A 23,707-nucleotide genomic window follows, 5' to 3' on the forward strand; every position below is an offset into this window, starting at 1 on the left:
TCTACAGTGCCAAAATGCTGATCGCTCTGACTGGGGTTAACTTTCCGGCGCCTTTGGTGGGGTTAATCGTACTGTTTCTATTGCTTATATTTAATATCATAAATCCAGATAAACTTGCCCCCATAAGCCTATTATTAATCAAATATTTACCCCTGTTTTTTATTCCAGTTGGGGTTGGCTTTATTAGCCATCTAACCATGATAGCTGAACATATCGTGTTAATAAGCCTACTACTAACCGTACTCCCCATCATCATATTATTTTGCGTCGGCAAACTAGCAGCAAAAGGACAGTACCGTGATTAGCATACTGGCATGTGCTTTAACGACTTTACTTTTTTTAGTAACAAGGAAGATTTACCTCACTTGGCCAAGTCCACTGCTCAATCCCGTGCTGATCTGTATCGCTATGATCAGTGCATTGCTGCTCATCTCTGGGGTTAGCTATGACCAATACTTTCACGTGAGCCTACCTATTGATTGGCTATTAGAGCCTGCCGTGGTTGCGCTTGCTTACCCACTATACCAACAATTCACCTATATAAAACCGGTCTTTGCTTTACTCACATTGTGTGCCTTTGTCGGTATTTCACTGTCTACACTCATCGCCTATATCATATGTATTCTACTTGGTGCAGGCGATGTCTTAACCAGCACCATGATGGCGTTATCAGTGACAACGCCTATCACATTGCTCATTACAGAGTCTTTAGGTGGCTTACCAAGTATCGCGGCGGCAATGGTTATTTTAATAGGTGTATTGGGCGGTGTATTTGGTGTTTATAGTCTGTCACTATTCAACGTCACCCAACCGCAAGCGAAGGGGATCGCTCTGGGTGTCAGCTGTCACGCCATTGGTACAGCTGCCGCCATGGAACACCACCCTCTTGCTGGCGCTTTCGCCTCTGCCGCGATGATACTCAGCGCAATCATTAGTGCTTTTTGGGTGCCTGTACTTTTTACTATACTCAATCACTTCAACAGTTAACTCATTCACACTACACATCAAGGAGCCTATCTTGATAGAGCAAGAAATCGCACAGTTTGAGAAATACTACGACATGATCCGCACATACTTGCTCACCTATAGTATGCAATTGCTTGCGGCTATTTTAATTATCGCTTTTGGCTTGTGGCTAGCCAAAAAGTTAGCGGGTGCAACACATACGTTATTGGTTAGGCACAATATCGATATTACCTTAACAAACTTTGTATCTAATGTGGTCAAGGTGATTGTGGTCACCATGTTTATCATCATTGCTCTGGGTAAAATTGGTATCAGCGTGACGCCATTTGTCGCAGCCATTGGCGCAGCCTCGCTTGGGGCGGGCCTTGCAGTACAAGGGATGTTATCAAACTATGGTGCAGGCCTTGCGCTGATAGCGACACGCCCCTTCGTCGTTGGTGACACAATTTCAGTTAAAGGCGTTAGCGGCCAAGTAAAATCAATTGAACTCGGTCATACTATTTTAATCAATGAACAAAAGGTTGAAATAACCGTACCTAACAAACATATCATTGGTGAAGTCTTGCATAATTCTTTTAATTATTCTCACGTAGAAGGCCAAATAGGTATCGCTTACAGTGCCTCTGCTACGACCGCCATTTCAGTGATCGAAAACATCCTCCGTCATGACGATAATGTGGCTCAAGATCCTGCGCCACAAGTCGGCATTGAGGAATTTGCTGACAGCTCAGTGACTATTAGCTATCGATATTGGACACCGACGATTTCTCTGATAGAAAACAAGCTCACCGTCAATCACGCAATTTACCAAGGCTTCAAAGAAGCACAGATCGAAATCCCATTCCCTCAACGCGTTATTACTATTAAATCAAATGCATCAAAACTAGATTGAACACAAACATAGTCAGTGGGTGACGCCACTGACTCACTTCGATTACGCAGGTCGCCGAAAAAAAAGCCATTGATTAACCCTTAACATAGCTCTATGCTGGATACGTTTTGTTCACAAAACATACAACATGTAAAAGGAGAAAAACAATGAGAAAAAGCAATATGAGCTATTTGCTCGGCAGTAGCGTATTGCTGCTATCTAGCATGCAAACCCTCGCAGCCAACTGCACAGGCTTGGCGACTTGGCAAGCTTCTGAAGTCTATCGTGCTGGAGATCAAATCAAGCATTTAAATAGTGCTTTCGAAGCGAGATGGTATAGTCAAAATGAAGACCCTCAACAAAACTCTGGGGACTATAGAGTTTGGAAAAACTTAGGTGTTTGTGGTGGCAATCAAAGCCCAGAAGTGGCCTTGTTAACCCCCACCCAAGGAAGTGTTTTTAAATCAAATGACAGCGTTGTCTTATCGGCAAGTGCGTCTGATCCGGACGGCGCTATTGGGCAAGTCGAATTTTTTATTGATGATGTCTCAGTCGGTTTTGACAATCAGGCACCATACCAAGTCAATTGGGTCGCTCAGCTGGGCCCACATGTTGTATCTGCGGTTGCTACTGATGATCAAGGCGTGAGTCAAACAAGTTCGGTTACCATTGAAGTTAAAGATGCTAACAGCAATACGCCACCAGCCATTGAGCTAAGCTCACCGGGCAATAATGATCAATTTGCTCTCGGTGACGTAGTGCGTATTACAGCAACTGCCACCGATCCGGATGGTTCAGTAACCAATGCATCAATCTCTATCAATAATACTGAAGTTGCCACATTTACTGACGGCAATATTGCTTATGACTGGGTAAGTGACGTCACGGGTCAAGTGCAAATAAAAGTCTCAGCCAACGATGATAAAAACGCTTCCAGCGATGCCATCGTGAATATCAAAGTCGCCTCCGCTTCACAAGGTGGCTGTGCGGGCCTAAAATCTTATCAAGCAGGCCAAGCATACCAAAGTGGCGAGCTTGTCTCGCATAACAACAGAAAATACCGCTGCGATGTCAGCGGCTGGTGTAGCTCAAATGCGCAGTGGGCTTATGAGCCGGGTGTCGGGCAGCACTGGGCTGACGCTTGGAGTGACTTAGGCGTTTGTGCAATCGCTCCTGAAGTAAGCTTTGTATCTCCGCAACCAAATAGTACTTTACTGCGAGGGCAAGACAGTGAAGTTAAAGTGTCAGCGAGTGACGCGGACGGCACAGTTACACAATTGGATGTCTACGCCGACCAAACCTTGTTGGGTAGCTTTACCAATGGAACTGCGGCTATTACTTGGCAGCCAACGACGCTCGGGGCTGTGACGTTATCTGCCAATGCGACAGATAACGAAGGCAATGTGAGCACTCAGCAGATACAAGTGAATATTACTGACAAACCAGTTGTGGTTGATTTAACCTCACCTACCGCAGGTACGCAATATGTGATAGGTGATGCAGTAAACCTCACCGCTCAGGCACAAGCACTGACAGGCACAATCAGCAGCGTTGATTTTTATGCCAATGGCATGCTGCTCGGCAGTGATAGCACATCACCATATACATGGACATATACGCCTGCGGTGCTTGGCAATCAGACTCTGACAGCCATTGCCAAAGACAGTGCCGGGAACCAAGCAACAAGCGCTGGTACCACCATCAATGTCATCGATAAACCAATTGGTAAAACACATAAACTGATAGGTTATTGGCATAACTTTGTTAATCCAGCAGGCTGCCCTATCCCATTGGCGCAAATGTCTCCTGCATGGGACATCATTGATATTGCTTTTGCAGAAAATGACCGCAATTCAGATGGTACAGTGCACTTCAAACCATTCGAGAAAGATATTCGCTCTAACTGTCCACCCATTGACCCTGTGCAATTCAAAGCCGATATGAAAGCGCTGCAAGCACAAGGAAAAATCTTTGTTCTCAGTTTAGGTGGCGCTGAGGGCACAATCACACTCAACACAGATGCTGACGAAGCAAAATTTGTGTCTAGCTTAACCAACATCATTCAAGAATGGGGATTTGACGGCCTAGATATCGATTTGGAAAGCGGCTCTAACTTAGTGCACGGTTCCCAAATACAAGCTCGCCTACCGCGTGCACTGAAGCAAATTGAGCAAAATATGGGCGGAAATATGGTGCTTACCATGGCCCCTGAACACCCTTATGTACATGGCGGCATGATTGCTTACACTGGTATTTGGGGAGCTTATATCCCGCTAATTGACGCGCTCAGAGATACGTTAGATCTGCTTCATGTGCAACTATACAATAATGGCGGATTACCAAGTCCATACGAACCAGGTAGTGCACCAGAAGGCTCTGTAAACATGATGGTCGCACACGCTAAAATGCTCATAGAAGGATTTGAGTTGGCCGACGGCACACGCTTTGCGCCCCTGAGAGATGACCAAGTCGCTATCGGTTTACCTTCAGGGCCTAAATCAGCTAACTCTGGTCAAGCGCCGACCGCCAACATCATCGCTGCGTTAGACTGTCTAACTAAGGGCCTGAGCTGTGGTACGATTAAACCTGCATTTAACTATCCCAAATTTGGGGGCGTGATGACGTGGTCTATCAATTGGGATAAATATGATGGGTATAACTTCTCTAAACCCATTGGTGATAAATTAACGCAAATGAACCAAGGTAACTAGTGGCGTACTTATAGCAATGCGATAGCGCATCAAAAAAGGCACCAACATGGTGCCTTTTCTTATTTTGCCTGAGCAGGTATTGGACCTTGAGGCACTTCAACATGTGGGTTTTGTCCACGCTGTCTAAGTAGGTGATCCATAATTGTAATGGCCATCATTGCTTCCGCAATTGGGATTGCACGAATGCCCACGCATGGGTCGTGACGGCCTTTTGTCACCATCTCTACTGACTCATTAGCGGTATTTATGCTTTGTCCTGGTACGGTAATACTCGAAGTGGGTTTTAAAGCAATAGAGGCAATAATATCCTGACCTGTAGAAATACCAGCAAGTACGCCACCAGCATGATTGCTGACAAAACCATTTGGTGTCAGTTCATCTCTATGCTCTGAGCCCTTTTGTTCAACGACATCAAAGCCGTCACCAATTTCAACGCCTTTCACTGCATTGATGCTCATTAAAGAATGCGCAAGTTCGGCGTCTAACCTATCAAATACCGGCTCACCTAATCCCACAGGCACATTCTCGGCAACTACTTTCACTTTGGCACCAATGGAGTCACCTTGCTTTTTTAGGTCCCTCATGTATTCATCTAAAGCATCTAATTTACTTTCATCAGGGAAGAAAAAGGCATTTTGCTCTACCACATCCCAGTTAAATACGTCTGCTTTAATAGGCCCAAGCTGTGATAAACAAGCGCGAACTTCAATACCATGAACTTGCTTAAGGTATTTTTTTGCAATACCACCTGCCGCCACTCGAATTGCAGTCTCGCGTGCAGATGAGCGACCGCCACCACGGTAGTCACGGTGCCCATACTTATGCCAGTACGTATAATCACCGTGCCCTGGGCGGAACACATCCATAATTTTGCTATAGTCTTTAGAGCGCTGATCGGTATTTTCAATCAACAACCCAATACTGGTGCCCGTCGTTTTTCCTTCAAATACCCCTGACAAAATTTTAATTTCGTCCCCTTCACGACGCTGTGTCGTGTAGCGACTTTGTCCTGGCTTTCTTCTATCTAGGTCTACCTGTAAGTCAGCCTCGCTGATTTCAAGCCCTGCCGGAACACCATCTACAACACCACCCAGTGCTGTACCATGGCTTTCACCGAAGGTTGTCACTCGAAACAGCTGGCCTATGCTATTGCCTGCCATTAACTTTCCTCATTCCTCGTTACGGTTTTGGCCTAAAGCCTCAATGGGGCTATTTCCCCCAAATTTCGACAGTGTTCAACACTGCCATACCTTGCCGTATCAAGCTGCCAATGAACATATTCCATTTGCAGGCAATATACAGCAAAGCTTAATCGTTAAAGTATGCGACCAATTCTTTTTTACTGATCATGAACACACCTAAACCGCCGTGCTCAAACTCAAGCCAAGTAAATGGTGCACCTGGATACAATGCATCCATATGTACCATAGAATTACCCACCTCGACAAATAGAATACCGTTCTCCGTCAGATGCTCGGCCGCATCCTGAAGCAGTACTCGGGTCACATCTAAGCCATCATCTCCAGACGCGAGGCCTAATTCAGGCTCATGATGAAACTCATCAGGCAGATCGGCCATATCCTCGGCATCAACATAAGGCGGATTCGCGACGATTAAATCGTATTTCTGACCAGGTACACCACTAAAGACGTCTGACTGTATCGCAAATACACGGTCATCCATCATATGATCATGAATATTCATCTCTGCCACTGCCAATGCGTCAAATGAAATATCCACGGCATCTACTTGCGCATTTTCAAAATGCTTGGCCAATGCAATCGCAATACATGCAGAGCCTGTGCACATATCTAAGATACGAGTCACTTCTTCAGGTGCTTGAACCCACGGCTGAAACTGCTGTGTGATCAGTTCAGCAAATGGAGAGCGCGGCACCAATACACGTTCATCTACATAAAAAGGCATACCTGCAAACCATGCTTGGTTAGTCAGGTAAGGCACAGGCATGCGCTGTTCAATACGCAATTTAATCACTTCAATTAAGCGTTTTTTCTCGGAGCCTGTCAGCCTTGCTTGCATCAAATCTTTTGGCGCATCAATTGGTAGGTTTAACGTAGGCAAGAGTAAATTTACCGCCTCATCCCAAGGGTTATCGGTACCGTGGCCATAAAAAAGACCATTTGCAACAAACTGACTCGTCGTCCAACGTAGCCAATCTTGCATGGTTACCAGATCTTCGTAAGCCTCTTGGGCGATTTCATTGGTTATTGCTAATTCACTCATGATAATTCTCACACTTTATTTATAGCGGCATTGTAGCGGTTTTTAGACTAGGTTTTTATGCTTTTTTTATTTAAAATGCGCGAATGACTAGAGAATACCCTGAAGTAGCTATGGCCTCTGATGACTTTGATTTATTCCGTGATGCAATTTCCGGAACACAACCACTAAAACAAGACACAGTGGTGCACGAACGTAAAGCGACCCGTTTCAAAGGAGAGGTAATCGCGGAGCAAAAGAAACAGCATCAGGCGGAGTTCTATTTTTCAGATGAATACGTACCAGATATCGACACGCATGGTACCGTCAACTTTGTCAGAGCTGGCGCTGATAAGTACCTTGCAAAGCAACTACGCCGTGGCGATTACGCACCAGAGCTGATCCTAGATATGCATGGTATGAACAAAGAAACTGCCAAAGATGAGCTAGCAGCACTTATCCACGCTTGTAAAAAGCAGCATGTGAGCTGCGCTTGTATTGTCCATGGTATCGGCGAGCGTATTTTAAAACACAAGGTACCTCATTACTTGGTACAGCACCCTGATATTCTTGCTATGCACCAAGCGCCTCTTGAGTATGGTGGTAAAGGAGCTATTTTGATATTAGTAGACTTACCACAAAACCCAGAGTTTCGCAGATAAAAGTTAACAAGCATTAACGTAGCCATTATCCAAACTAGCCTGTCGTTTACAAATACGCTATATTAGCCTGAATCATGTGCAGCCAGTTGATGAAAAAAACCTACATTAGGTAAATAAATTGTACTGGCTGAAGACATTTAGCTTCTGTTTCTATCCTCAGGTTTAAAATGAACGATTTACTCAGTACAGATCTGACAATTTTACTCGTCGAACCGTCAGTGACCCAACGAAAGATTATTGCCAAAGAGCTCAAAGATGAAGGCGTGCAAAACATTGACTTTGCAGACTCAGTCAGTAGTGCCATAGACGCACTCAATCAGAATTTACCGGATCTCATAATCTGTACACTATATTTGGCAGATGGAGACGCGCTCGCCCTACTGGATCATGTTCACGAACACTTCAGTGAACACCAGCTACCGTTTATGCTTGTCTCCAGTGAAACACGCAGGCAGCAGTTGGAAGCCTACAAACAATCTGGTGTAGTAGCCATTCTACCAAAACCTTTTACCAAAGAGCACCTAGGCAAAGCCATTAATGCCACTTTGGATTTACTCTCGCCACAAGAGCTTGAGCTTGAGTTATACGACATTCAAGATTTGCGAATTTTGGTTGTAGATGACTCTATGTTAGCCAGAAACCACATTCAGCGAGTACTGCAAAACCTTGGTGCAACACGTATTAGCGAGGCTGAAAACGGTGCACAAGCACTAGATATACTGCACGAGAGCATGTTTGATTTAATCGTCACGGACTTCAACATGCCAGAAGTCAATGGGCAGGAGCTCACTGAAGCGATCCGCCGCTCCGACGAACACGCCCATGTACCTGTATTAATGGTGACCTCTGAAGCCAATGAAACACATTTAGCAAACGTTGCGCAATCAGGTGTCAACGCAATGTGTGATAAGCCTTTCGAACCCAACATCGTAAAACAGCTCATCTACCAAATGTTAGAACAAAATTAACCATAAATTAGTTAATTAGACTACTCCTCTTGGCCAAATCGACCACCCCTCTGTTTTGGCCAACGCTCTATAAAACTAAAACTCCATAAATATCATTCGGTTAAAAATAAAATCTAAGCTGGCACAACCTTTGTAATAGTTATTACGTCTAAACAATCAAAGGAAACAGCAGCATGAACTTATTTACTAAAGCACTTACAACTAGCCTTTTTATTGGTTTGTCAGCTTCAGCTAACGCGAATTCGATTAGCAGTGATTTATTAAGTGATGTGCAAAGTCGAGTGAGTGAAAATATTCAGTCAAGTTTAGTGGAATTAAAAATAAACACTAAAAAGGCACTTGTAGATAGTTTGATCCGTACCAATAAGAACATCGAAACCGAACAGCCTGAAACAGCACAGGCTAAAAAGGACAACTAATATGTTTAGTGAAGTAACATTAATTAGCTTATTAGCGATGCCAGTAGTGAGCTTATTGCTGGCATATTTTTCGATAGAGACCATCAAGATGATCAGTCAAAAGTGGTTCGAGGAGAGTCCCTCATGATGTGGCAATTTATGAAAATAAAAAACCCGCACAAGGCGGGTTTTTAAAAATGAACGCAGGTGCTAATTATAGCTCGCCTTCGTTTTCAGATAGGAACTTAGCAACACCTTCAGGGCTTGCGTCCATACCTGATTTACCTTCAGTCCAACCTGCTGGACATACTTCACCGTGCTCTTCGTGGAACGCTAGCGCGTCAACCATGCGAAGCATTTCGTCGATGTTACGACCTAGAGGTAGATCGTTAACTACTTGGTGACGTACGTTACCTTCAGAATCGATTAGGAAAGAACCACGGAAAGCAACACCAGCTTCTGGGTGCTCAACGTCGTATGCTTGACAGATTTCGTGCTTAACGTCAGCAACTAGGTCATATTTAACTGGACCGATACCGCCTTCGTTAACTGGCGTGTTACGCCATGCATTGTGTGAGAATTGAGAATCGATAGAAACACCGATCACTTCAACACCACGCTTTTGGAATTCTTCGAAACGCTTGTCAAAAGCGATAAGCTCTGAAGGACAAACAAAAGTGAAGTCTAGTGGGTAAAAGAATACAACCGCTTTTTTACCTTTAATACGCTCATGTAGATTATAGCTATCTACGATTTCACCATTACCTAGTACTGCTGCTGCTGTAAAGTCAGGAGCCTGACGGCCAACTAATACACCCATTGTTTTCTCCAAATAGTTAGGTTTAGTTCCAATATACAAATCGTTTTGTAATTTGATTTTAATTATTGAGGCGCTGTTTACGAAAAACAACCCCTTGAAAAAATTTGCCTCAGTTTATTCAGCTCTGAGGAAAAATAACAATCGAATTATCCGATAGGTACAATCTAAAAATTCGATGGGGCCAATATTTAGACAAAAAAAAGCCCCTTACGGGGCGTTTTAAATCATTAATCCATAATGTCATTGGGCATGTTGGCACGAATAACCTGCCATAGCTCACTTGACTGATGACCATATTTACGGATAAGCGCAATCGCTCTGTCGTAGTCGCCTTGCTCAGCCAATGCCGTTAAGTCACGGTAGAATTCTCTGGTTAATTTACGGATTTTTGGTTCAGAGAAGTAATGGCAGCCGATTTTCGAATAAAGGCCTCTAAAACCATTTAAAATCAACACATAAATTTTGTTACCGCCAGCAATTGCCAGCTGGTGATGTACTTGGTAATCATAATCTGCAAATGCTTCAGCCGTATCAGGTAGCTCCTGATATTGCGCCAGAATCTCAATCACTTTTTCAGCGTTTAGCTTAATCGCAGCACGTGTATAAATTGCACTGATGTTTGTTCTTGCAGACAATAATTGATCAGTTAACTCAGGGACTTTATCTTCATCAAGTCGCGCGAGTGCTTCTAAGATGTTTAGACCCGATGTTTCCCAGAAATTATTCACTCGTGTCGGTTTACCATGCTGAATCGTTAACCAACCGTCACGTGCCAATCTCTGTAATACTTCCCTTAAGGTTGTACGAGTCACACCGATAAGTTCTGACAGTTCACGCTCAGCCGGCAATATCGACCCTGGCGGAAACTCCCCATTCCAGATCGATTCTACTATATATTCCTCAGCAAATCCCGCTGGGCTCTTGGCTTTAAAAATTCTCATTTTGCACCACTTAAATTACAACCAAAGGCAAGATACATTCAGCGCAAGCGACACTTGGTAGCAGGCGCAGCATGATACTGCAACTCGTTAATCTACTGATTGTACCAGATGGATATAAAGTAACAAGCGCAAGTGTACATTGAAGGGATAGTAATTAGAGTTAAAGCAAAAAAGCCAAGACAATAAAGGCACATTGTTTTTGGTTAGTGGTATAAGAATACCCCTTACGTTATCTTCATTACTCTCTCAAGCTGGTGAAATAACATACGATATAAATTGGGAACTTAAATTCAAAAATAGTGACTAATGAAGGGTTTGTAACATAACCTTCAAAACACACTAAAAGGCAACCTAACGGTTAGATAGTCTCTGTATGGATCATATTAACGAGCAAATTGCTTGAAGCCTTTGCACGACATAGCCATAATAGTGACAAAAAAGGAGATATACATGTTTGATAGACTTGCGAGGTTTTCTCGCTCCACCACAGCTTGGGGATTATTGTTTTTAAGTGCACTTACTTTCGAAATCGTTGCACTATACTTTCAATATGCCATGGGCTTAGAGCCATGTGTGATGTGTATCTATCAAAGAACAGCTATGCTCGGCGTGTTAATTGCTGCTTTTATAGGCCTTTGTGGCACAAGCAACTATTTCGTTAGGCTAGGAGCTACGGCAGGTTGGGGAATTGCTGCAATTTGGGGGTGGCTACTTGCACGTGAACACTTAGACATGCAAACGACCACAGATCCTTTTGCATTTACTTGTGCCTTTGAGCCAAACTTCCCAGTTCCTTTACATGAATGGATCCCATCTTTTTTTGCAGTGACTGGTAGCTGCTCTAATATAGATTGGTCTTTTGCAGGGTTATCTATGCCAGGTTGGATGGAAGTGATCTTTGCTATTTACGCAATCGGCTTTTTGATATTTGCACCACTCATTATTTTTAAGAAGTAACATTGAGAGAAATATGATTTTTAGACTCAGCCAAATACCTGAACTTTCTACATTATCACTGCGCGAAAAACAGCAAGTGAAGGCAATAGCACTTTCTTTGCTATCTGCCAAAAGTAAGGTCATATTGGCTATATGCAAACTGGCTTTACTCACCCCTCTGTTTATGGCATTGGCTTACTTTGAAGGCTGGTCACTTCTTCCTGTATTGCTTGTCGCAGGTATTGCATATCCATTGCTAACAGCACCAATTGAAGTGCAGTTTGCGCTTAAAAACTTAAATCAAGCCCTATCACAATTTAAGCAGAGCCAAAACTAGGCTCTGCCCCATCTCTTTACTCTAACACGACATGAGCCTGAATTTTATCTATTAGCCCCTTGCCTATCCCTTTCACTCTCCCCAACTCTTGAATATCGAAAAACAGCCCTTCTAACTCTCTCGAACGAATAATTGCTTGCGCTTTTGCTCTGCCTATTCCCGGCAGTTTCATTAGCTCTTCAACTTTTGCTGTATTTACATTGACCTGAAAAACAGGTTGAGAGAAGTTGTCGACCTCCGGTGACTGTGCCTGTGCCTGTGCCTGTGCCACATTAAAAAACAATAGAACAACCAGTAGAAATCCAATATTCAATACATGCTTTGACATTCAGTTTATCCTTAAAAATTCGTGAGTTTCAAATTGCTTATCATTTTTAAATAAGCTACCTAACCATAGGATTTACCTCCTTCTTTTGTAAAATACCTACTAATATTTTCATTGTATTTTTTTCATATGGATCGTCTAATTGGAGACTATAAGTTGCAATAATATCAAATACAGTTTACTGTATAAAAAAACAGTGTTTTATGGAGGGGTAATTATGGCTGTTATAGTAAAGTATGTGGTTGAAAGAAATGGAGTAGAGCGAATGACATTTACTAGCAAAAAAGAGGCGGATGCCTACGATAAAATGCTGGATGTGGCAGAAGCGCTTGAAGGGATGCTTGATAAGGTAGACGTACCACTTAGCGAGCAACAAGTAGAGTCTTTAGCACTCGAAATGGCAAAATATAAAGACGACTTTATCTCTGTACTTAAAGGCACTAAACCATCAGCAGAAAAAGAGCCAAAAAAATCAGCAAAGAAAGCTGAGGAAGACAGTGACGACAAAGTAACGGCTATTAAGCAAGCATAACACTTTTATCTCTTTACTTACTTATTCGATCCAAAAACGCAAAAACGCCGAGCTATCAATATAGCTCGGCGTTTTAGTCTGCGTTAAATCAACTGAGTATTATTTTAATACTGCTGCGACTGCATCTGCAAAATAATCAATATTGCTGTGACTAATGCCCGCAACATTTACACGGCTAGAGCCCACAATATAAATTGAATACTCTTCACGAAGACGATCAATTTGCGCTTTATTAATACCTAAGAAAGAGAACATACCATGCTGACGCTCAATGAAAGAGAAGTCATGACCTGTATTTCTTTGCTCAAGACTATCTTTAACAAGGCTACGAAGACCATTAATACGATCACGCATCTCAGCAAGCTCTTGATGCCATTGCTGCGTTAATTCATCACTCGATAGAATCGTATTTACAATATCAGCACCATGTGCAGGTGGCATTGAATAAATGCTACGAACAACGCTTAGCAATACTGAGTTTGCAACATCCGCATTCGCTGCGTCTTTTGAAATGATTGAACATGCACCAATTCGTTCACGGTAAAGACCAAAGTTTTTAGAACATGAAGAACAGATAATCATCTCTTCTACTGTCTGAGCCAATAAACGAAGACCGTTTGCGTCTTCGTCTAAGCTAGTACCGAAGCCCTGATATGCAATATCTACTAATGGCGTGAAGCCTACTTCTTTAGCAAGATCTGCGAAAATTTGCCATTGCTCTGCATTGAGGTCCATACCACTCGGGTTATGACAACACGCGTGCACTAAAACAACATCGCCTTTAGGTACTTGCTTTAATGTATCAATCATCTCATCAAAAAGCAGACCTTTGTTTTCATAATCGTAGTACGGGTACTCTTTTACAGTTAAGCCAGCCGCTTCAAACAAACTAATGTGGTTTGCCCATGTTGGGGTAGTTACCCATACTGTCGCATCTTTGTTACAACGCTTGATGAATTCAGCTGCAACACGCAATGAACCTGTACCACCTGGTGTTTGTGCCGTACGAACGCGATTAGCAAGTAATGTTGTATGGCTATCGCTTAATAGCAACTGCTCCATCTTTGTACAGAAATCTAAATTACCTGCTAATCCAATATACGATTTTGTTGTTTCATTTTCTAAACGAAATGCTTCTGCTTTTTTAACCGCTTTTAAAACTGGCGTAGCACCCTGCTCATCTTTATATACACCAACACCTAAATCAATTTTGTTAGGGTTATCGTCTTGCTTATAAGCTGCCATTAGGCCCAAAATAGGATCTGTTGGTAATGGTTTTAGTTCTGAAAACATGTGTATTTTATTCCTATTAAAACTGATACGCACAAAATTCACAAAGACGAAAAGTCGCTCACAGTATTGTAAGCTCGCCTCTATTTACCTAAATATTTAACTCAATATTACGTAGCAATTGTGGGGGTTATAGTTGCCATAATACTAACACAATTTAACAAGAACACGAGCCTTGTTACTTGGGAAGGTAATGCGTTATTTTCATGCAAGCCGCGACAAGTACAGATAAATTGTCAGCAGTAAAAAAGTCTTTACTAAAAGCTTCTGCGTCAATGATCCCGATACAATCAAGCTTGTCATTTAATAGCGGTATGCAAACCTCCGCTTGTACTTTTGGGTCGCAGGTATAATACTCGCCACCCTGCGCAATATATTCAGGAATATTATTGATAATGCGAGACTTTTCAGAAAGTACCGTTTGAATATTATTGGATGTTGCCGCAAACTGCTCATTGATAGGGAATAATGGACGACTAGGTGCACCATTGTACGCAAGCTTAAGTAACTGTTGCTCACCGTCAACTTGTCTTGACTGATAAATACCGAACCACTCTACACCGGTCTTATTCGTCACAAACTCGACAATTGTTTGAAGCTTAGACAATAAAACGTCATTTTCTTGCGTTCGCTCTATAACCGCTTCCAATTCAAATGGTGCTTCTTGTAAATGACCAAACAAACTACAACTTCCCCCCTCGCCGAGTTCTGGTATTTGATAAGACCAGATCGTTTGAGCTTGATGTGATGCTAAATAAGCATCCAATGCATCAAGCTGTGATTGAACAAGTGTATGGTCAAGGGAAGTTTGTGTTTTATCTAAGTATGCAGAAATCATTTAGCCATCCAAACATCTATATATCTAAAAGCAATTTAACACGCAAATGTCTCTTTGACTATAGAAACACGCATGTTTTTTACTATTGAATATAAAAGAAAGGGAATGTTGTAAAAGAATTTCAATATAAAGAGGCTATTAAGAATAAGCATCTAATCTAGCGAATACACCAATTTAACTTCGTTGCCAATTCGGTTGTAGCTGACGCTGTCTGCAATTTCTGACAACAACTGAACACCCCGCCCATGTTCATTAGATAATGCACTATCACTTGGTAACTCAGGTTGAGAAAAACCTCTGCCTGAGTCTTTGATATCAAACGTAATTGAACGCTTTTCGGGGCTATAAAAAGCCGCAATTTCAATAGACGCTTCTGTGAGCTTAGACAATGCATCCGCACGCTGTGTGTAGTATTCCAAGAATCCATCTTCTTGATTTTTTAACTCTGAACTGATCCCCAACACACCATGATCCAAAGAGTTATTGTATGCCTCAGACAACAATAGAAATATATTAGAGCGATGCGCATCTACGCCTTCCACATTGCTAAGCACATTCACCACTTCCAGAACTGGATCTGTTATTTTCATTTGCTCAGCGTCCAAAGAAACCGCAACTTCAAAAGGTAAAGAAGAATAATGTGTCTCACCTGACTGCTCAGCATCAGCTGGCAAGCAATTGATAATTGCGATACTTAAATCATCCTGCTGCTCAGCATGCTGTGCGTAGTTTCTCACATTATCGATTACATCCTGCGTCGTAATGGACGGTGTGCTTTGCAACGTATCTATAAACCGCCCTTCACCAAACATTTCACCATCCGGCCCTTCGCTTTCAATGATGCCGTCTGTTGCCATGACCAGACGTGTACCTCTATCAACTTCAAAATGTAAAATTGTTCTTTCGAACTCATCGTCATCTAAAATCCCCAGAGCCATGTGTTGAGACTCCACAGTTTTTAAAACACGACCATCTTCATTGACCAAATAAACATCAGGGAGTCCTCCAAGCCAAGCAGAAATATTTTTGCCCGAAGAACTCAGTTCAATGATGGCAGCTGCACAGAACATATGACCTGGTAATAAAGTATAAAGGGAACTGTTCAACTCCGTCGCGATATCACCGACAGCCATACCCTTTTGCACCATAGTATAGAAAATTCTCGATGCAGGCAGCGCGCCAACCGCTGCTGCAAGGCCATGACCGGTAAAATCGCCTAGTAAACAATAAAACCCGCCAATAGGGCTTTTTGCCATCAGGAACATATCACCATTAAACATAGATGCCGGAGACAAGTGAAAGTCACAGAGTCTATCAAACCTTTCTTGCCCTGAGAGCGCATTACGGAAGATATGCTCAACAATCTCATGCTCTCGTTCTGTTTGGTTGTAGTGGTATTCCAACTGCTTTTTTTGTTCGTGAGCTTCTTTACTCAGCTTTCTGGTCCGAGCATGAGCACGGATCTTTGCTGAGAGAATAATTCTGTCAAAAGGCTTGTGAATAAAGTCATCCCCACCCACTCTCAAGCATTTCTCAAAGCTGGCATGGTCTTCAAGGGCGGTGATAAAAATGATGGGTAAATACACATCACCTGCGTATTCTTTAATTTTTGGTGCGGTCTCGAAGCCATTCATTACTGGCATCATCACATCTAACAGGACAATATCAACCTCATGCTGATGCAGTAGTGCCAACGCCTCTTGACCGTTATTAGCAACCAATACATCATAATGCTGCTGCTCAAGCATTGCCGTCAGCAACCTGCAATTGAGGGGTTGATCATCAACCACTAAAATAAGCATGCTAAATTAAGCTCTGCTAATCAATTTCAAATTTTTTATCAAATCTTGAAATTTGCAATATCTTTTTCAATTGTGGCCGGCAATTGCTAATTTGAATGCTGCCCACCGAATCTCCGAGCGTCTTCTTCATATTTAACAACATACCGAGCGCCGAGCTATCCATGTAATCTGTATCTCGCAAATCAACAACGACTTTCTCGGTTTCATCATTCACTTCAGCATAAGCTTGGCGAAATGATTGTACTAAATTGAAGTCAAACTTCCCTTTAATCTGAATTGTTAAAGTCTTTCCGTCAGCTGAAGCATTTTTGCTCAGGCTCATTGCAAGCTCCTACTCTAAATTTAGTATTGTTATCCATCTTTATGTTTTAAATATAATCGGATTACGTAATTTCGCCAAAAAAATATAACGACATAAAACACTTTTTGTTAGTATCCAAAATAATGTAACTAGTTTGGAGTGAACAATGTCAGATGGTCGTTTAGTGTATTCTACCGAGCTGGGTCGAATTAAACCAGAAGACGAACAGCCACAGCAAGAAGTGAAACTTTTTAAAGATGGTCATATTCGTATCGAACGTCAAACCAAAGGTCGAAAAGGAAAAGGCGTTATGCTGGTCGTTGGCATTGATCCTGCTGAGCACGATCTAAAAAAATTAGCTAAACAGCTAAAAAGTAAAATGGGCCAAGGTGGCGCAGTCAAAGAAGGCGTAATTGAAATTCAAGGTGATGACCGAGAGAAACTAAAAGGCTTGCTTGTCACACAAGGGTTTAAAGTGAAAATCGCAGGGGGTTAACTCCCTGCAGCTTTCATTATCTCTGGCTTTTGAGCAAACACCCCTTCCTCAGTAAGGGGAGCACTATAATAGTAGCCCTGTACAATATGGCAGTTATTTCTCTGTAAAAACGCAACCTGTTCGGCTGTTTCGACCCCTTCAGCAACCACTTTCATACTCAGCTTTTGTGCCATGGCAATAATTGCAGCGGTTATTTCCATGTCGTTGGTATCTTGCGGAATATCTTTTACAAATGATCTATCTACTTTCAGTACATCAACAGGAAAACGTTTCAAATAACTTAAGGATGAATACCCCGTACCAAAGTCGTCAATAGACAAAGAGACGCCTAATTTTTTCATCTCTTTCAGTTGTTCTATTGCCGCTTCCACATCACCCATGAGCATACTTTCCGTCAGCTCGAGATGTAACATGGAAGGTGAAAGGTCTACTTCACTCAATGTTTGCGATATAGTGTCTATTAAATTTGCATCTTTAAATTGGCGGGCCGAGAGGTTTATCGCAATATCCGCGGTGTACCCTTTAGATTTAAGCACCGCCGAAAAGCGACATGCTTCCTTTAATACCCAGGTGCCAATTTCAACGATTAAACCTGTCGCTTCTGCAATGGGGATAAATTTTGTTGGCGGAATATTGCCTTCAGTCGGATGCTTCCATCTTATTAAAGCTTCATAGCCCAGTATTTTCCCAGTTCGACTATCTATCTGAGGTTGATACTGTAAAGAGAATTGCTGGCTTTTTATCGCCTGCCTTAGTTCATTTTCAATGTGTAACCGCTCATTTGCCGCAGCATTTAGCTCTTGTGAATAAAAATGGAACGTATTTCGACCTTTTGCTTTTGCTTCATACATTGCCAAATCTGCATGCTTAAGTAACTGCTCTTCTTCTTGGCTATCAAATGGGGCAAGCGTAATGCCAATACTTGCACTAACAATCACTTCATTATTGCCTAATAAAATTGGCTGGCTAAGCGTTTTTTGAATCGTATGTGCCACATCCATCGCATTATCACGCGTGCTGATCCCGCTTAACAATACAGCAAATTCATCTCCCCCTAACCGAGCAATCGTGTCCTCTGCTCTTAACCTTTGCTTGAGCCTATCTGCAACCTCAACTAACAGCCTATCGCCAGCATCATGTCCAAGTGTATCATTAATACGTTTAAACTCATCCAAGTCGAAATAAAACAGTGCAAATGCGTAATGACCACGAGACGCCAGCGCCATAGACTTTCTTAACTGCATGCGAAAGAAGGTGCGATTTGCTAACCCCGTTAACGTGTCAAAATATGCAAGTTCTTCCATTTTCCTTTGGCTTTCTTTAACAAAGGAAATATCCTGTGCTGAGGCAACATAGCTTGAAATCCGACCGCCATTTTCACGAATTGGCGATATGCTCAAACTAACCCAAATTTGGTCGTTATTACTGCTTTGCAGCAATGTGTCTCCACGCCAGTAATTTCGACTCTTCAAATCAAAGTCAATATCATCAATTAAAATGGCCATCTCGTTGGAAATAATCCCTAGCAGAGGAGAGTCTAAGAAATGTGATTCTGGGAACCCCGTCATCTCGACCATTTTTGGATTGACGTACTCTATCTTAAAGCGTTCATTAGTGATCACCACACCGGTGCCCGAAAATGCAACCGCTTTAGAGAGGCGATTAGCCGCTTTTTCAGCTATTTCCTTCTCACTGATACGTTGGTTTAAGCCATTAACTAACTTTTTAATATCGTCACTCATATCATTGAATGACGCATTTAAGAGCCCAATTTCATCGTCACTGTCTGTTAACTTAGGATGGTCCCACTGCCCTCGACCAAAACTGATTAAAACTTTAACCAGCTGATTAATACGCTTTAAAATTAAGTGGTAAATTACTTGGTGTAGCAACATCGCCACGAAGCCAGCATACAACACAAAAAGGCCGAAAAATTTAACTTTGAGCTCCTCGAGCGCATACAAAGCCGTATCTCTGCGTTTATACATGCCTACATACCAATCAAGCTCTCCTAGGTGGATAATATTGGCAATATGACCTGCTTTATCGTAAATAAATTCATCCTGATAGCTAGGCAAATTAACTTTAAGCGCAGTCTCAACAACACGTTGAACGGCTTTAGGTAATACATCTTTTGCCTGTAATTCAGGGTGCTCGGTAGGCGTTAATAAGTTAGGGGCTGATATAATTCTGCCCTGCTTATCAAAAATAATATAACTCTGTTCATTAGTAGGTTTAGGCAAATGGGACAATAACGTTTCTAATTCCAAATCACTGCCTGTAAAGCCTCGATAAACATCGCCTTCATATAAAGGCACTAGAATACTGACAACCCACTTATTCCATATCGGGTCGTGGTGAACGTCTGACCAAACGGCTTCTCTGGTTGGATTTAATTCTTCACGCAAAAGTGGCTGGGCATGGATATTCGCCTGCCTGTTTTGCGCGCTATCCAGCAACACTGAATTCGGAGGCGCAATGCGTACGAAGTTCTCAGTGGTATAGAGATAAAAATTGAAAAAATCTTGGAGTAAAATGGGTGAGAGCGTGTTCCATAGCTTTTCGGTCTTTTGAAATAACGCTTTTTCAGCGTCTGACAATTTATCTTTAAGTATGTATGCAGCAGACATTCCATTTGCTGCGACACTATGCACCTTGCCATCAAGTGAGGTTAAAGGCAGCTCTATGTCAATGGAGGAATCAGGCAGAGGCAGTAACACTTTTGAAACCACCACATTGGTCTGTTGTGCAAGATTCTTCTTGAGCTCTAAATACTGTGAAAACTGCTGAAGCATCTGCTCACTAAGGTCATGCAATTGGACAAACTCGGCTTCAACTAGGTGCTTTTCTTCAGACTTCAGCATCAACGCAGCCGCAAAGACACCTGCAATGACACACACCGCGGAAATCAAAATTGATAATTTCACACTGAGAGAATTAGCACCAAAACGCGAAGGAGGACGACGATTGCCCACGATAAACTCTTTACCCTGTTATGTTTTTTTTCATATATTGACTTGAATATATCAGATCACACAAATCGTAGCCAATGCATTTATAGTATAATTTAAAATACCTTGTTGTAATTGGCTTAATATCTGTGTTAATAATATTGATAACACTGAAATTTCAAATTGAATAGATTATGAACTTATTTGCGCGCCGCTATTTTTTCTTTTTTAGCTTCTTTAGGTGAAGAGGCTTAACTGTTTGCGCGTAAAAACGAATAGCTAAGCCTCCCAACATCTGGGGGGCTTTTTTTTTGGCAAAATGGGAGTGAGGACCATGACGCAAGACACTTTAAATGCATTGAGAACAGAGATAAACGAAATAGACTCTGAACTACTGGTGCTACTGGCAAAACGCAGAAGGATCAGCCACGGAGTACTGGAGTATAAGATTAACAATAACAAACCTATCCGCGATGAAGAGCGAGAACTCGCTCTGCTAGAAAAGTTAATCAGTTATGGAAAATCGCTTGGTCTTGATCCTTTTTACATCAACAACGTTTTTCAGGTCATACTAGAAGACTCGGTACTTAATCAACAGGCACTTCTGCAAAAGAGCTTAAACCCAGATGCAGTGAATGATACTCACCGCGTAGCATACCTAGGTGGACAGGGTTCCTATAGCCAATTGGCGTGCCACAAATACTTTAGCCGCCGTCCTGGTAAAGTGGTCGAGCTCGGTTGCCAGTCTTTTGAAGAGATCACTACATCTGTTGAACATGGTAAAGCTGATTTTGGCATTCTTCCCATTGAAAACACCAGCTCAGGTAGTATCAATGAAGTGTTTGATTTAATGCAACATGCGCAAGTGTCTATCGTTGGAGAGGTCACACATAGCGTTGAACATTGCTTGCTGGCAAAACCTGGCATCGAACTAAAAGATGTGAAAAAAATCTTTGCTCATCCCCAGCCATTTGCTCAATGTAGTCGTTTTTTACAAAGCCTAGCCGATGTCATTCATGAAACCTGCGATTCAACCTCCAGCGCAATTAAATTTGCTGGTGAATGTGATCACAGTGCCGCTATAGGCTCAGCACAAGCGGGACGCTCTCAAGGCTTAGAAGTCATTAAAAGTGAACTGGCTAATCAGGCTGAAAATCACAGCCGCTTTATTGTCGTTGCAAGAAAGCCACTACAAGTCTCGACTCAAATACCAACGAAGACGAGCCTTATCATGGCAACCAAACAACATGTTGGCTCACTCGCAGATGCATTAATGGTATTTAAAGAAAACAGTATCAATATGACAAAACTAGAATCACGTCCCGTGCCAGGAAACCCTTGGGAGGAAGTGTTTTATGTTGACCTTCAAGCAAACATTGCTGACCCACAAGTACAAAAAGCACTTGAAGCTCTCAAAGAGCATACCCAAACGGTGAGAATACTAGGATGTTATCAAAGTGAGTCGCTCAAAGCGGTTGACCCGATTTAAAGCGGCATTCTGGAACTCAAGGCACAAGTACACCACTGACTGAAAATATGAAAAAAGCGCTATTTACATAGCGCTTTTTTGCTTTACGAAGCAAGTTCGTCTAACACTTTAGCGTCGTTGGCTTTATTTAATATCCCTCGACTTTGTGCTAAGAAAGTATGTGCACTGTCAGAGAAATAAGTTTGTGCTTTGTCAAAGCCATCGATCAAGGCTTGCTTATCACCTTGTTTTAACCTCTGAAGTGTTTGTTCAAAGGTATCTTGATAACTTGCAAGTAACCCTTCGACATCTTCAAACTGGGCAAGCATAATATCCGCATACAATTCAGGTGACTGCGCGAATAAGCGACCAACCATCATCAGCTCTAATTGATATATAGGTGAGGAGCAGCTGCGCAGTTCCTCTAATGTATGACATTGTTTCGCTAAAAACTGTCCATATACAAACGTTGTTAAGTGGCGCATAACTTGAATAATTTGCATGGCTTGGTCATGCCTTTTCGCTTCCATCGGCACAATATGGCACCCCCATATTTGCAACTGCTTTAGCAAGCCACCGCACGCTGATTCATCCCGCCCATGACATGCAACCACCGTTTGCTTAACCCAGTGTGAAATATCCGGACCGAACATAGGGTGTAATCCAACCACGGGGCCAGGATGCTTATTGAGCAGGCTTTTTAATGGCCCCTGCTTTACAGATGTAATGTCAGCCAAAATACAGTCTGGAGCGAGTGGTGGCAAATCGGCTATGACTTGCTCTAAAGTATTTATCGGTACACTGACCAGAACTAACTTGGCGTCCGCCAAAATCGAATGAGCATCAGCCTGCTGAGATTTATCAAGTATTTTAACCTCATAACCTGAACGTATAAATTGTTTGGCAAACAGCTGACCCATCGCACCTTGACCTCCAACAATCACAATCGGGGACAAGTCAGGGGCTGCGCATGCCAACTTACTTTGCTGATTTTCATAAGCCTCTCGCATCATTCGACGCAGAATATCTTCTACCAACTCTGGATTAACGCCTTTTTCCTCAGCTTGCTGACGGCGAGCGGCAATTAGTGCCGCTTCTCTTTCCGGTGCATGCAAGGCTGCCCCCTTTTGCTGCTTGATTTGGCCAACCTGCTCGGTCAGCCTCCTTCGCTCAGCGAGTAGACTCACCAGTTCGCTATCACAACGATCTATCTGGATACGCAACTCATCTAGGCTTAAGTTTTCTCTCATCCCCATACCGTAAACCTTAATTTACACCAGTAAATAATAAATTACATCCAGTCTAACAGGACGAATTTTATTAAGAAAGCGTCAATTTGTTTCTTCATACTATTGTAGGGTACAAACGGAGAATTTTTATACTAAGTAGAAAAGAAGGTGAGGCGATGAAATTGGGAAGTCTGGATTATTTTGAAAAGTTTTAGGCCTAAAATCAAACAGACCGCATAAAGCGGTCTGTTTGTTAAGCATAGGTAGTATGCGCGTATTAGTTAAGTTTTTCTTTAATACGTGCAGATTTACCAGAACGCTCGCGTAAGTAGTAAAGCTTAGCACGACGAACCGCACCACGACGCTTAACTGTAACGCTGTCAACCAATGGGCTGTGTGTTTGGAAAACACGCTCAACACCTTCACCGCTTGAGATCTTACGAACAGTGAAAGATGAATGAAGTCCACGGTTACGCTTAGCGATTACAACACCTTCAAAGGCCTGTAGACGCTCTTTGTTACCTTCTTTTACACGTACCTGTACAACTACTGTATCACCAGCGCCGAATACTGGTACGTCTTTTTTAAGCTGCTCTTCTTCAAGCGCTTTAATAATATTTTGGTTTACTTTTGCCATTTTATTTC

At 42.3% G+C, this 23,707-nt stretch carries 24 protein-coding genes; 12 read left to right on the forward strand and 12 right to left on the reverse strand.

The features are described from left to right. The first annotated feature begins 14 nt into the window (after nucleotides 1-14). From N473_RS26995 to N473_RS13395, 4 genes are all read left to right on the forward strand, one after another. Complete coding sequence (locus N473_RS26995) at nucleotides 15-305, forward strand: CidA/LrgA family protein (protein WP_196766413.1); 291 nt, start codon at nucleotides 15-17, stop codon at nucleotides 303-305. Beyond that, entirely contained in the window at nucleotides 298-987 is a 690-nt protein-coding gene (locus tag N473_RS13385) for an LrgB family protein (RefSeq protein ID WP_063368353.1), read from the forward strand. The genes N473_RS26995 and N473_RS13385 overlap by 8 nt, the downstream gene beginning before the upstream one ends. A gap of 31 nt (nucleotides 988-1,018) precedes the next feature. Continuing rightward, a complete protein-coding gene (locus N473_RS13390; protein WP_063368354.1) occupies nucleotides 1,019-1,858 on the forward strand; it encodes a mechanosensitive ion channel family protein in 840 nt (279 codons plus the stop codon). 146 nt (nucleotides 1,859-2,004) lie between these two features. Then, on the forward strand, nucleotides 2,005-4,548 hold the full coding sequence (locus tag N473_RS13395) for an Ig-like domain-containing protein (protein ID WP_063368355.1): 2,544 nt from the start codon (nucleotides 2,005-2,007) through the stop codon (nucleotides 4,546-4,548). 59 nt (nucleotides 4,549-4,607) lie between these two features. Here the strand turns inward: N473_RS13395 and aroC are convergent, their stop codons facing one another. Beyond that, nucleotides 4,608-5,708 (reverse strand): chorismate synthase, encoded by a 1,101-nt coding sequence (aroC, locus tag N473_RS13400; RefSeq protein WP_063368356.1) that lies wholly within the window; start codon nucleotides 5,706-5,708, stop codon nucleotides 4,608-4,610. A 148-nt stretch (nucleotides 5,709-5,856) separates the two neighbouring features. Further along, on the reverse strand, nucleotides 5,857-6,792 hold the full coding sequence (gene prmB, locus N473_RS13405) for a 50S ribosomal protein L3 N(5)-glutamine methyltransferase (protein WP_063368357.1): 936 nt from the start codon (nucleotides 6,790-6,792) through the stop codon (nucleotides 5,857-5,859). An 83-nt stretch (nucleotides 6,793-6,875) separates the two neighbouring features. Between prmB and smrB the strand changes: the two genes are divergently transcribed. The 3 genes from smrB (at nucleotide 6,876) to N473_RS13420 (ending at nucleotide 8,817) form a co-directional block, all read left to right on the forward strand. Continuing rightward, entirely contained in the window at nucleotides 6,876-7,430 is a 555-nt protein-coding gene (gene smrB / locus N473_RS13410; protein WP_063368358.1) for an endonuclease SmrB, read from the forward strand. Between the two features lie 167 nt (nucleotides 7,431-7,597). Continuing rightward, entirely contained in the window at nucleotides 7,598-8,398 is an 801-nt protein-coding gene (locus N473_RS13415; protein ID WP_063368359.1) for a response regulator, read from the forward strand. 173 nt (nucleotides 8,399-8,571) lie between these two features. Then, nucleotides 8,572-8,817 (forward strand): hypothetical protein, encoded by a 246-nt coding sequence (locus N473_RS13420; protein WP_063368360.1) that lies wholly within the window; start codon nucleotides 8,572-8,574, stop codon nucleotides 8,815-8,817. Nucleotides 8,818-9,010: 193 nt separating this feature from the next. Here N473_RS13420 and N473_RS13425 read toward each other — a convergent pair whose 3' ends face one another. After that, complete coding sequence (locus tag N473_RS13425) at nucleotides 9,011-9,616, reverse strand: peroxiredoxin C (protein ID WP_023398641.1); 606 nt, start codon at nucleotides 9,614-9,616, stop codon at nucleotides 9,011-9,013. A gap of 227 nt (nucleotides 9,617-9,843) precedes the next feature. Continuing rightward, the gene (fadR, locus tag N473_RS13430) at nucleotides 9,844-10,557 is read right to left on the reverse strand and encodes a fatty acid metabolism transcriptional regulator FadR (protein WP_063368361.1); all 714 of its coding nucleotides are present in this window, start codon (nucleotides 10,555-10,557) and stop codon (nucleotides 9,844-9,846) included. A 450-nt stretch (nucleotides 10,558-11,007) separates the two neighbouring features. On the opposite strand from fadR, the gene dsbB reads away from it, so the two are divergent. After that, the gene (dsbB, locus tag N473_RS13435; RefSeq protein ID WP_063368362.1) at nucleotides 11,008-11,514 is read left to right on the forward strand and encodes a disulfide bond formation protein DsbB; all 507 of its coding nucleotides are present in this window, start codon (nucleotides 11,008-11,010) and stop codon (nucleotides 11,512-11,514) included. A 13-nt stretch (nucleotides 11,515-11,527) separates the two neighbouring features. Then, nucleotides 11,528-11,830, forward strand: coding sequence for a hypothetical protein (locus N473_RS13440; protein ID WP_039608689.1), 303 nt, complete (start codon nucleotides 11,528-11,530; stop codon nucleotides 11,828-11,830). 16 nt (nucleotides 11,831-11,846) lie between these two features. Here N473_RS13440 and N473_RS13445 read toward each other — a convergent pair whose 3' ends face one another. Continuing rightward, nucleotides 11,847-12,158, reverse strand: a complete 312-nt coding sequence (locus tag N473_RS13445; protein ID WP_081221168.1) for a ComEA family DNA-binding protein — start codon at nucleotides 12,156-12,158, stop codon at nucleotides 11,847-11,849. A 214-nt stretch (nucleotides 12,159-12,372) separates the two neighbouring features. Here N473_RS13445 and N473_RS13450 point away from each other — a divergent pair, with 214 nt between their 5' ends. Next, on the forward strand, nucleotides 12,373-12,687 hold the full coding sequence (locus tag N473_RS13450) for a YebG family protein (protein ID WP_046354743.1): 315 nt from the start codon (nucleotides 12,373-12,375) through the stop codon (nucleotides 12,685-12,687). A gap of 99 nt (nucleotides 12,688-12,786) precedes the next feature. On the opposite strand, the gene N473_RS13455 is transcribed toward N473_RS13450, so the two are convergent. From N473_RS13455 to N473_RS13470, 4 genes are all read right to left on the reverse strand, one after another. After that, nucleotides 12,787-13,980 (reverse strand): amino acid aminotransferase, encoded by a 1,194-nt coding sequence (locus N473_RS13455; RefSeq protein WP_039608686.1) that lies wholly within the window; start codon nucleotides 13,978-13,980, stop codon nucleotides 12,787-12,789. Nucleotides 13,981-14,155: 175 nt separating this feature from the next. Continuing rightward, the gene (locus tag N473_RS13460) at nucleotides 14,156-14,815 is read right to left on the reverse strand and encodes a GAF domain-containing protein (RefSeq protein WP_063368363.1); all 660 of its coding nucleotides are present in this window, start codon (nucleotides 14,813-14,815) and stop codon (nucleotides 14,156-14,158) included. 152 nt (nucleotides 14,816-14,967) lie between these two features. After that, complete coding sequence (locus tag N473_RS13465) at nucleotides 14,968-16,617, reverse strand: SpoIIE family protein phosphatase (RefSeq protein ID WP_063368364.1); 1,650 nt, start codon at nucleotides 16,615-16,617, stop codon at nucleotides 14,968-14,970. A gap of 16 nt (nucleotides 16,618-16,633) precedes the next feature. Then, nucleotides 16,634-16,939 (reverse strand): STAS domain-containing protein, encoded by a 306-nt coding sequence (locus tag N473_RS13470; protein ID WP_039608683.1) that lies wholly within the window; start codon nucleotides 16,937-16,939, stop codon nucleotides 16,634-16,636. Nucleotides 16,940-17,084: 145 nt separating this feature from the next. On the opposite strand from N473_RS13470, the gene yciH reads away from it, so the two are divergent. Then, nucleotides 17,085-17,414 (forward strand): stress response translation initiation inhibitor YciH, encoded by a 330-nt coding sequence (gene yciH / locus N473_RS13475; protein ID WP_063368365.1) that lies wholly within the window; start codon nucleotides 17,085-17,087, stop codon nucleotides 17,412-17,414. Here yciH and N473_RS13480 read toward each other — a convergent pair. Next, nucleotides 17,411-20,389: an EAL domain-containing protein gene (locus N473_RS13480; RefSeq protein WP_063368366.1), complete on the reverse strand. Its 2,979-nt coding sequence runs from the start codon at nucleotides 20,387-20,389 to the stop codon at nucleotides 17,411-17,413. The two genes, yciH and N473_RS13480, sit on opposite strands and share 4 nt — an antisense overlap. Nucleotides 20,390-20,699: 310 nt before the next feature. On the opposite strand from N473_RS13480, the gene N473_RS13485 reads away from it, so the two are divergent. Next, nucleotides 20,700-21,854: a chorismate mutase gene (locus N473_RS13485; protein WP_063368367.1), complete on the forward strand. Its 1,155-nt coding sequence runs from the start codon at nucleotides 20,700-20,702 to the stop codon at nucleotides 21,852-21,854. An 83-nt stretch (nucleotides 21,855-21,937) separates the two neighbouring features. On the opposite strand, the gene tyrA is transcribed toward N473_RS13485, so the two are convergent. Next, nucleotides 21,938-23,083: a bifunctional chorismate mutase/prephenate dehydrogenase gene (gene tyrA, locus N473_RS13490; RefSeq protein ID WP_063368402.1), complete on the reverse strand. Its 1,146-nt coding sequence runs from the start codon at nucleotides 23,081-23,083 to the stop codon at nucleotides 21,938-21,940. 256 nt (nucleotides 23,084-23,339) lie between these two features. Beyond that, nucleotides 23,340-23,699: a 50S ribosomal protein L19 gene (gene rplS / locus N473_RS13495; protein WP_063368368.1), complete on the reverse strand. Its 360-nt coding sequence runs from the start codon at nucleotides 23,697-23,699 to the stop codon at nucleotides 23,340-23,342. Nucleotides 23,700-23,707: the final 8 nt, after the last annotated feature.

Source organism: Pseudoalteromonas luteoviolacea CPMOR-1, assembly GCF_001625685.1.
Lineage (GTDB): Bacteria > Pseudomonadota > Gammaproteobacteria > Enterobacterales > Alteromonadaceae > Pseudoalteromonas > Pseudoalteromonas luteoviolacea_K.

Coding starts and splice junctions, on each gene's coding strand:
- N473_RS26995 (WP_196766413.1), top strand. CDS start 15: ATGCTGATCGCTCTGACTGGGGTTAACTTTCCGGCGCCTTTGGTGGGG.
- N473_RS13395 (WP_063368355.1), top strand. CDS start 2,005: ATGAGAAAAAGCAATATGAGCTATTTGCTCGGCAGTAGCGTATTGCTG.
- aroC (WP_063368356.1), bottom strand. CDS start 5,708: ATGGCAGGCAATAGCATAGGCCAGCTGTTTCGAGTGACAACCTTCGGT.
- prmB (WP_063368357.1), bottom strand. CDS start 6,792: ATGAGTGAATTAGCAATAACCAATGAAATCGCCCAAGAGGCTTACGAA.
- smrB (WP_063368358.1), top strand. CDS start 6,876: ATGACTAGAGAATACCCTGAAGTAGCTATGGCCTCTGATGACTTTGAT.
- N473_RS13415 (WP_063368359.1), top strand. CDS start 7,598: ATGAACGATTTACTCAGTACAGATCTGACAATTTTACTCGTCGAACCG.
- N473_RS13420 (WP_063368360.1), top strand. CDS start 8,572: ATGAACTTATTTACTAAAGCACTTACAACTAGCCTTTTTATTGGTTTG.
- N473_RS13425 (WP_023398641.1), bottom strand. CDS start 9,616: ATGGGTGTATTAGTTGGCCGTCAGGCTCCTGACTTTACAGCAGCAGCA.
- fadR (WP_063368361.1), bottom strand. CDS start 10,557: ATGAGAATTTTTAAAGCCAAGAGCCCAGCGGGATTTGCTGAGGAATAT.
- dsbB (WP_063368362.1), top strand. CDS start 11,008: ATGTTTGATAGACTTGCGAGGTTTTCTCGCTCCACCACAGCTTGGGGA.
- N473_RS13440 (WP_039608689.1), top strand. CDS start 11,528: ATGATTTTTAGACTCAGCCAAATACCTGAACTTTCTACATTATCACTG.
- N473_RS13445 (WP_081221168.1), bottom strand. CDS start 12,158: ATGTCAAAGCATGTATTGAATATTGGATTTCTACTGGTTGTTCTATTG.
- N473_RS13450 (WP_046354743.1), top strand. CDS start 12,373: ATGGCTGTTATAGTAAAGTATGTGGTTGAAAGAAATGGAGTAGAGCGA.
- N473_RS13455 (WP_039608686.1), bottom strand. CDS start 13,980: ATGTTTTCAGAACTAAAACCATTACCAACAGATCCTATTTTGGGCCTA.
- N473_RS13460 (WP_063368363.1), bottom strand. CDS start 14,815: ATGATTTCTGCATACTTAGATAAAACACAAACTTCCCTTGACCATACA.
- N473_RS13465 (WP_063368364.1), bottom strand. CDS start 16,617: ATGCTTATTTTAGTGGTTGATGATCAACCCCTCAATTGCAGGTTGCTG.
- N473_RS13470 (WP_039608683.1), bottom strand. CDS start 16,939: ATGAGCCTGAGCAAAAATGCTTCAGCTGACGGAAAGACTTTAACAATT.
- yciH (WP_063368365.1), top strand. CDS start 17,085: ATGTCAGATGGTCGTTTAGTGTATTCTACCGAGCTGGGTCGAATTAAA.
- N473_RS13485 (WP_063368367.1), top strand. CDS start 20,700: ATGACGCAAGACACTTTAAATGCATTGAGAACAGAGATAAACGAAATA.
- tyrA (WP_063368402.1), bottom strand. CDS start 23,083: ATGAGAGAAAACTTAAGCCTAGATGAGTTGCGTATCCAGATAGATCGT.
- rplS (WP_063368368.1), bottom strand. CDS start 23,699: ATGGCAAAAGTAAACCAAAATATTATTAAAGCGCTTGAAGAAGAGCAG.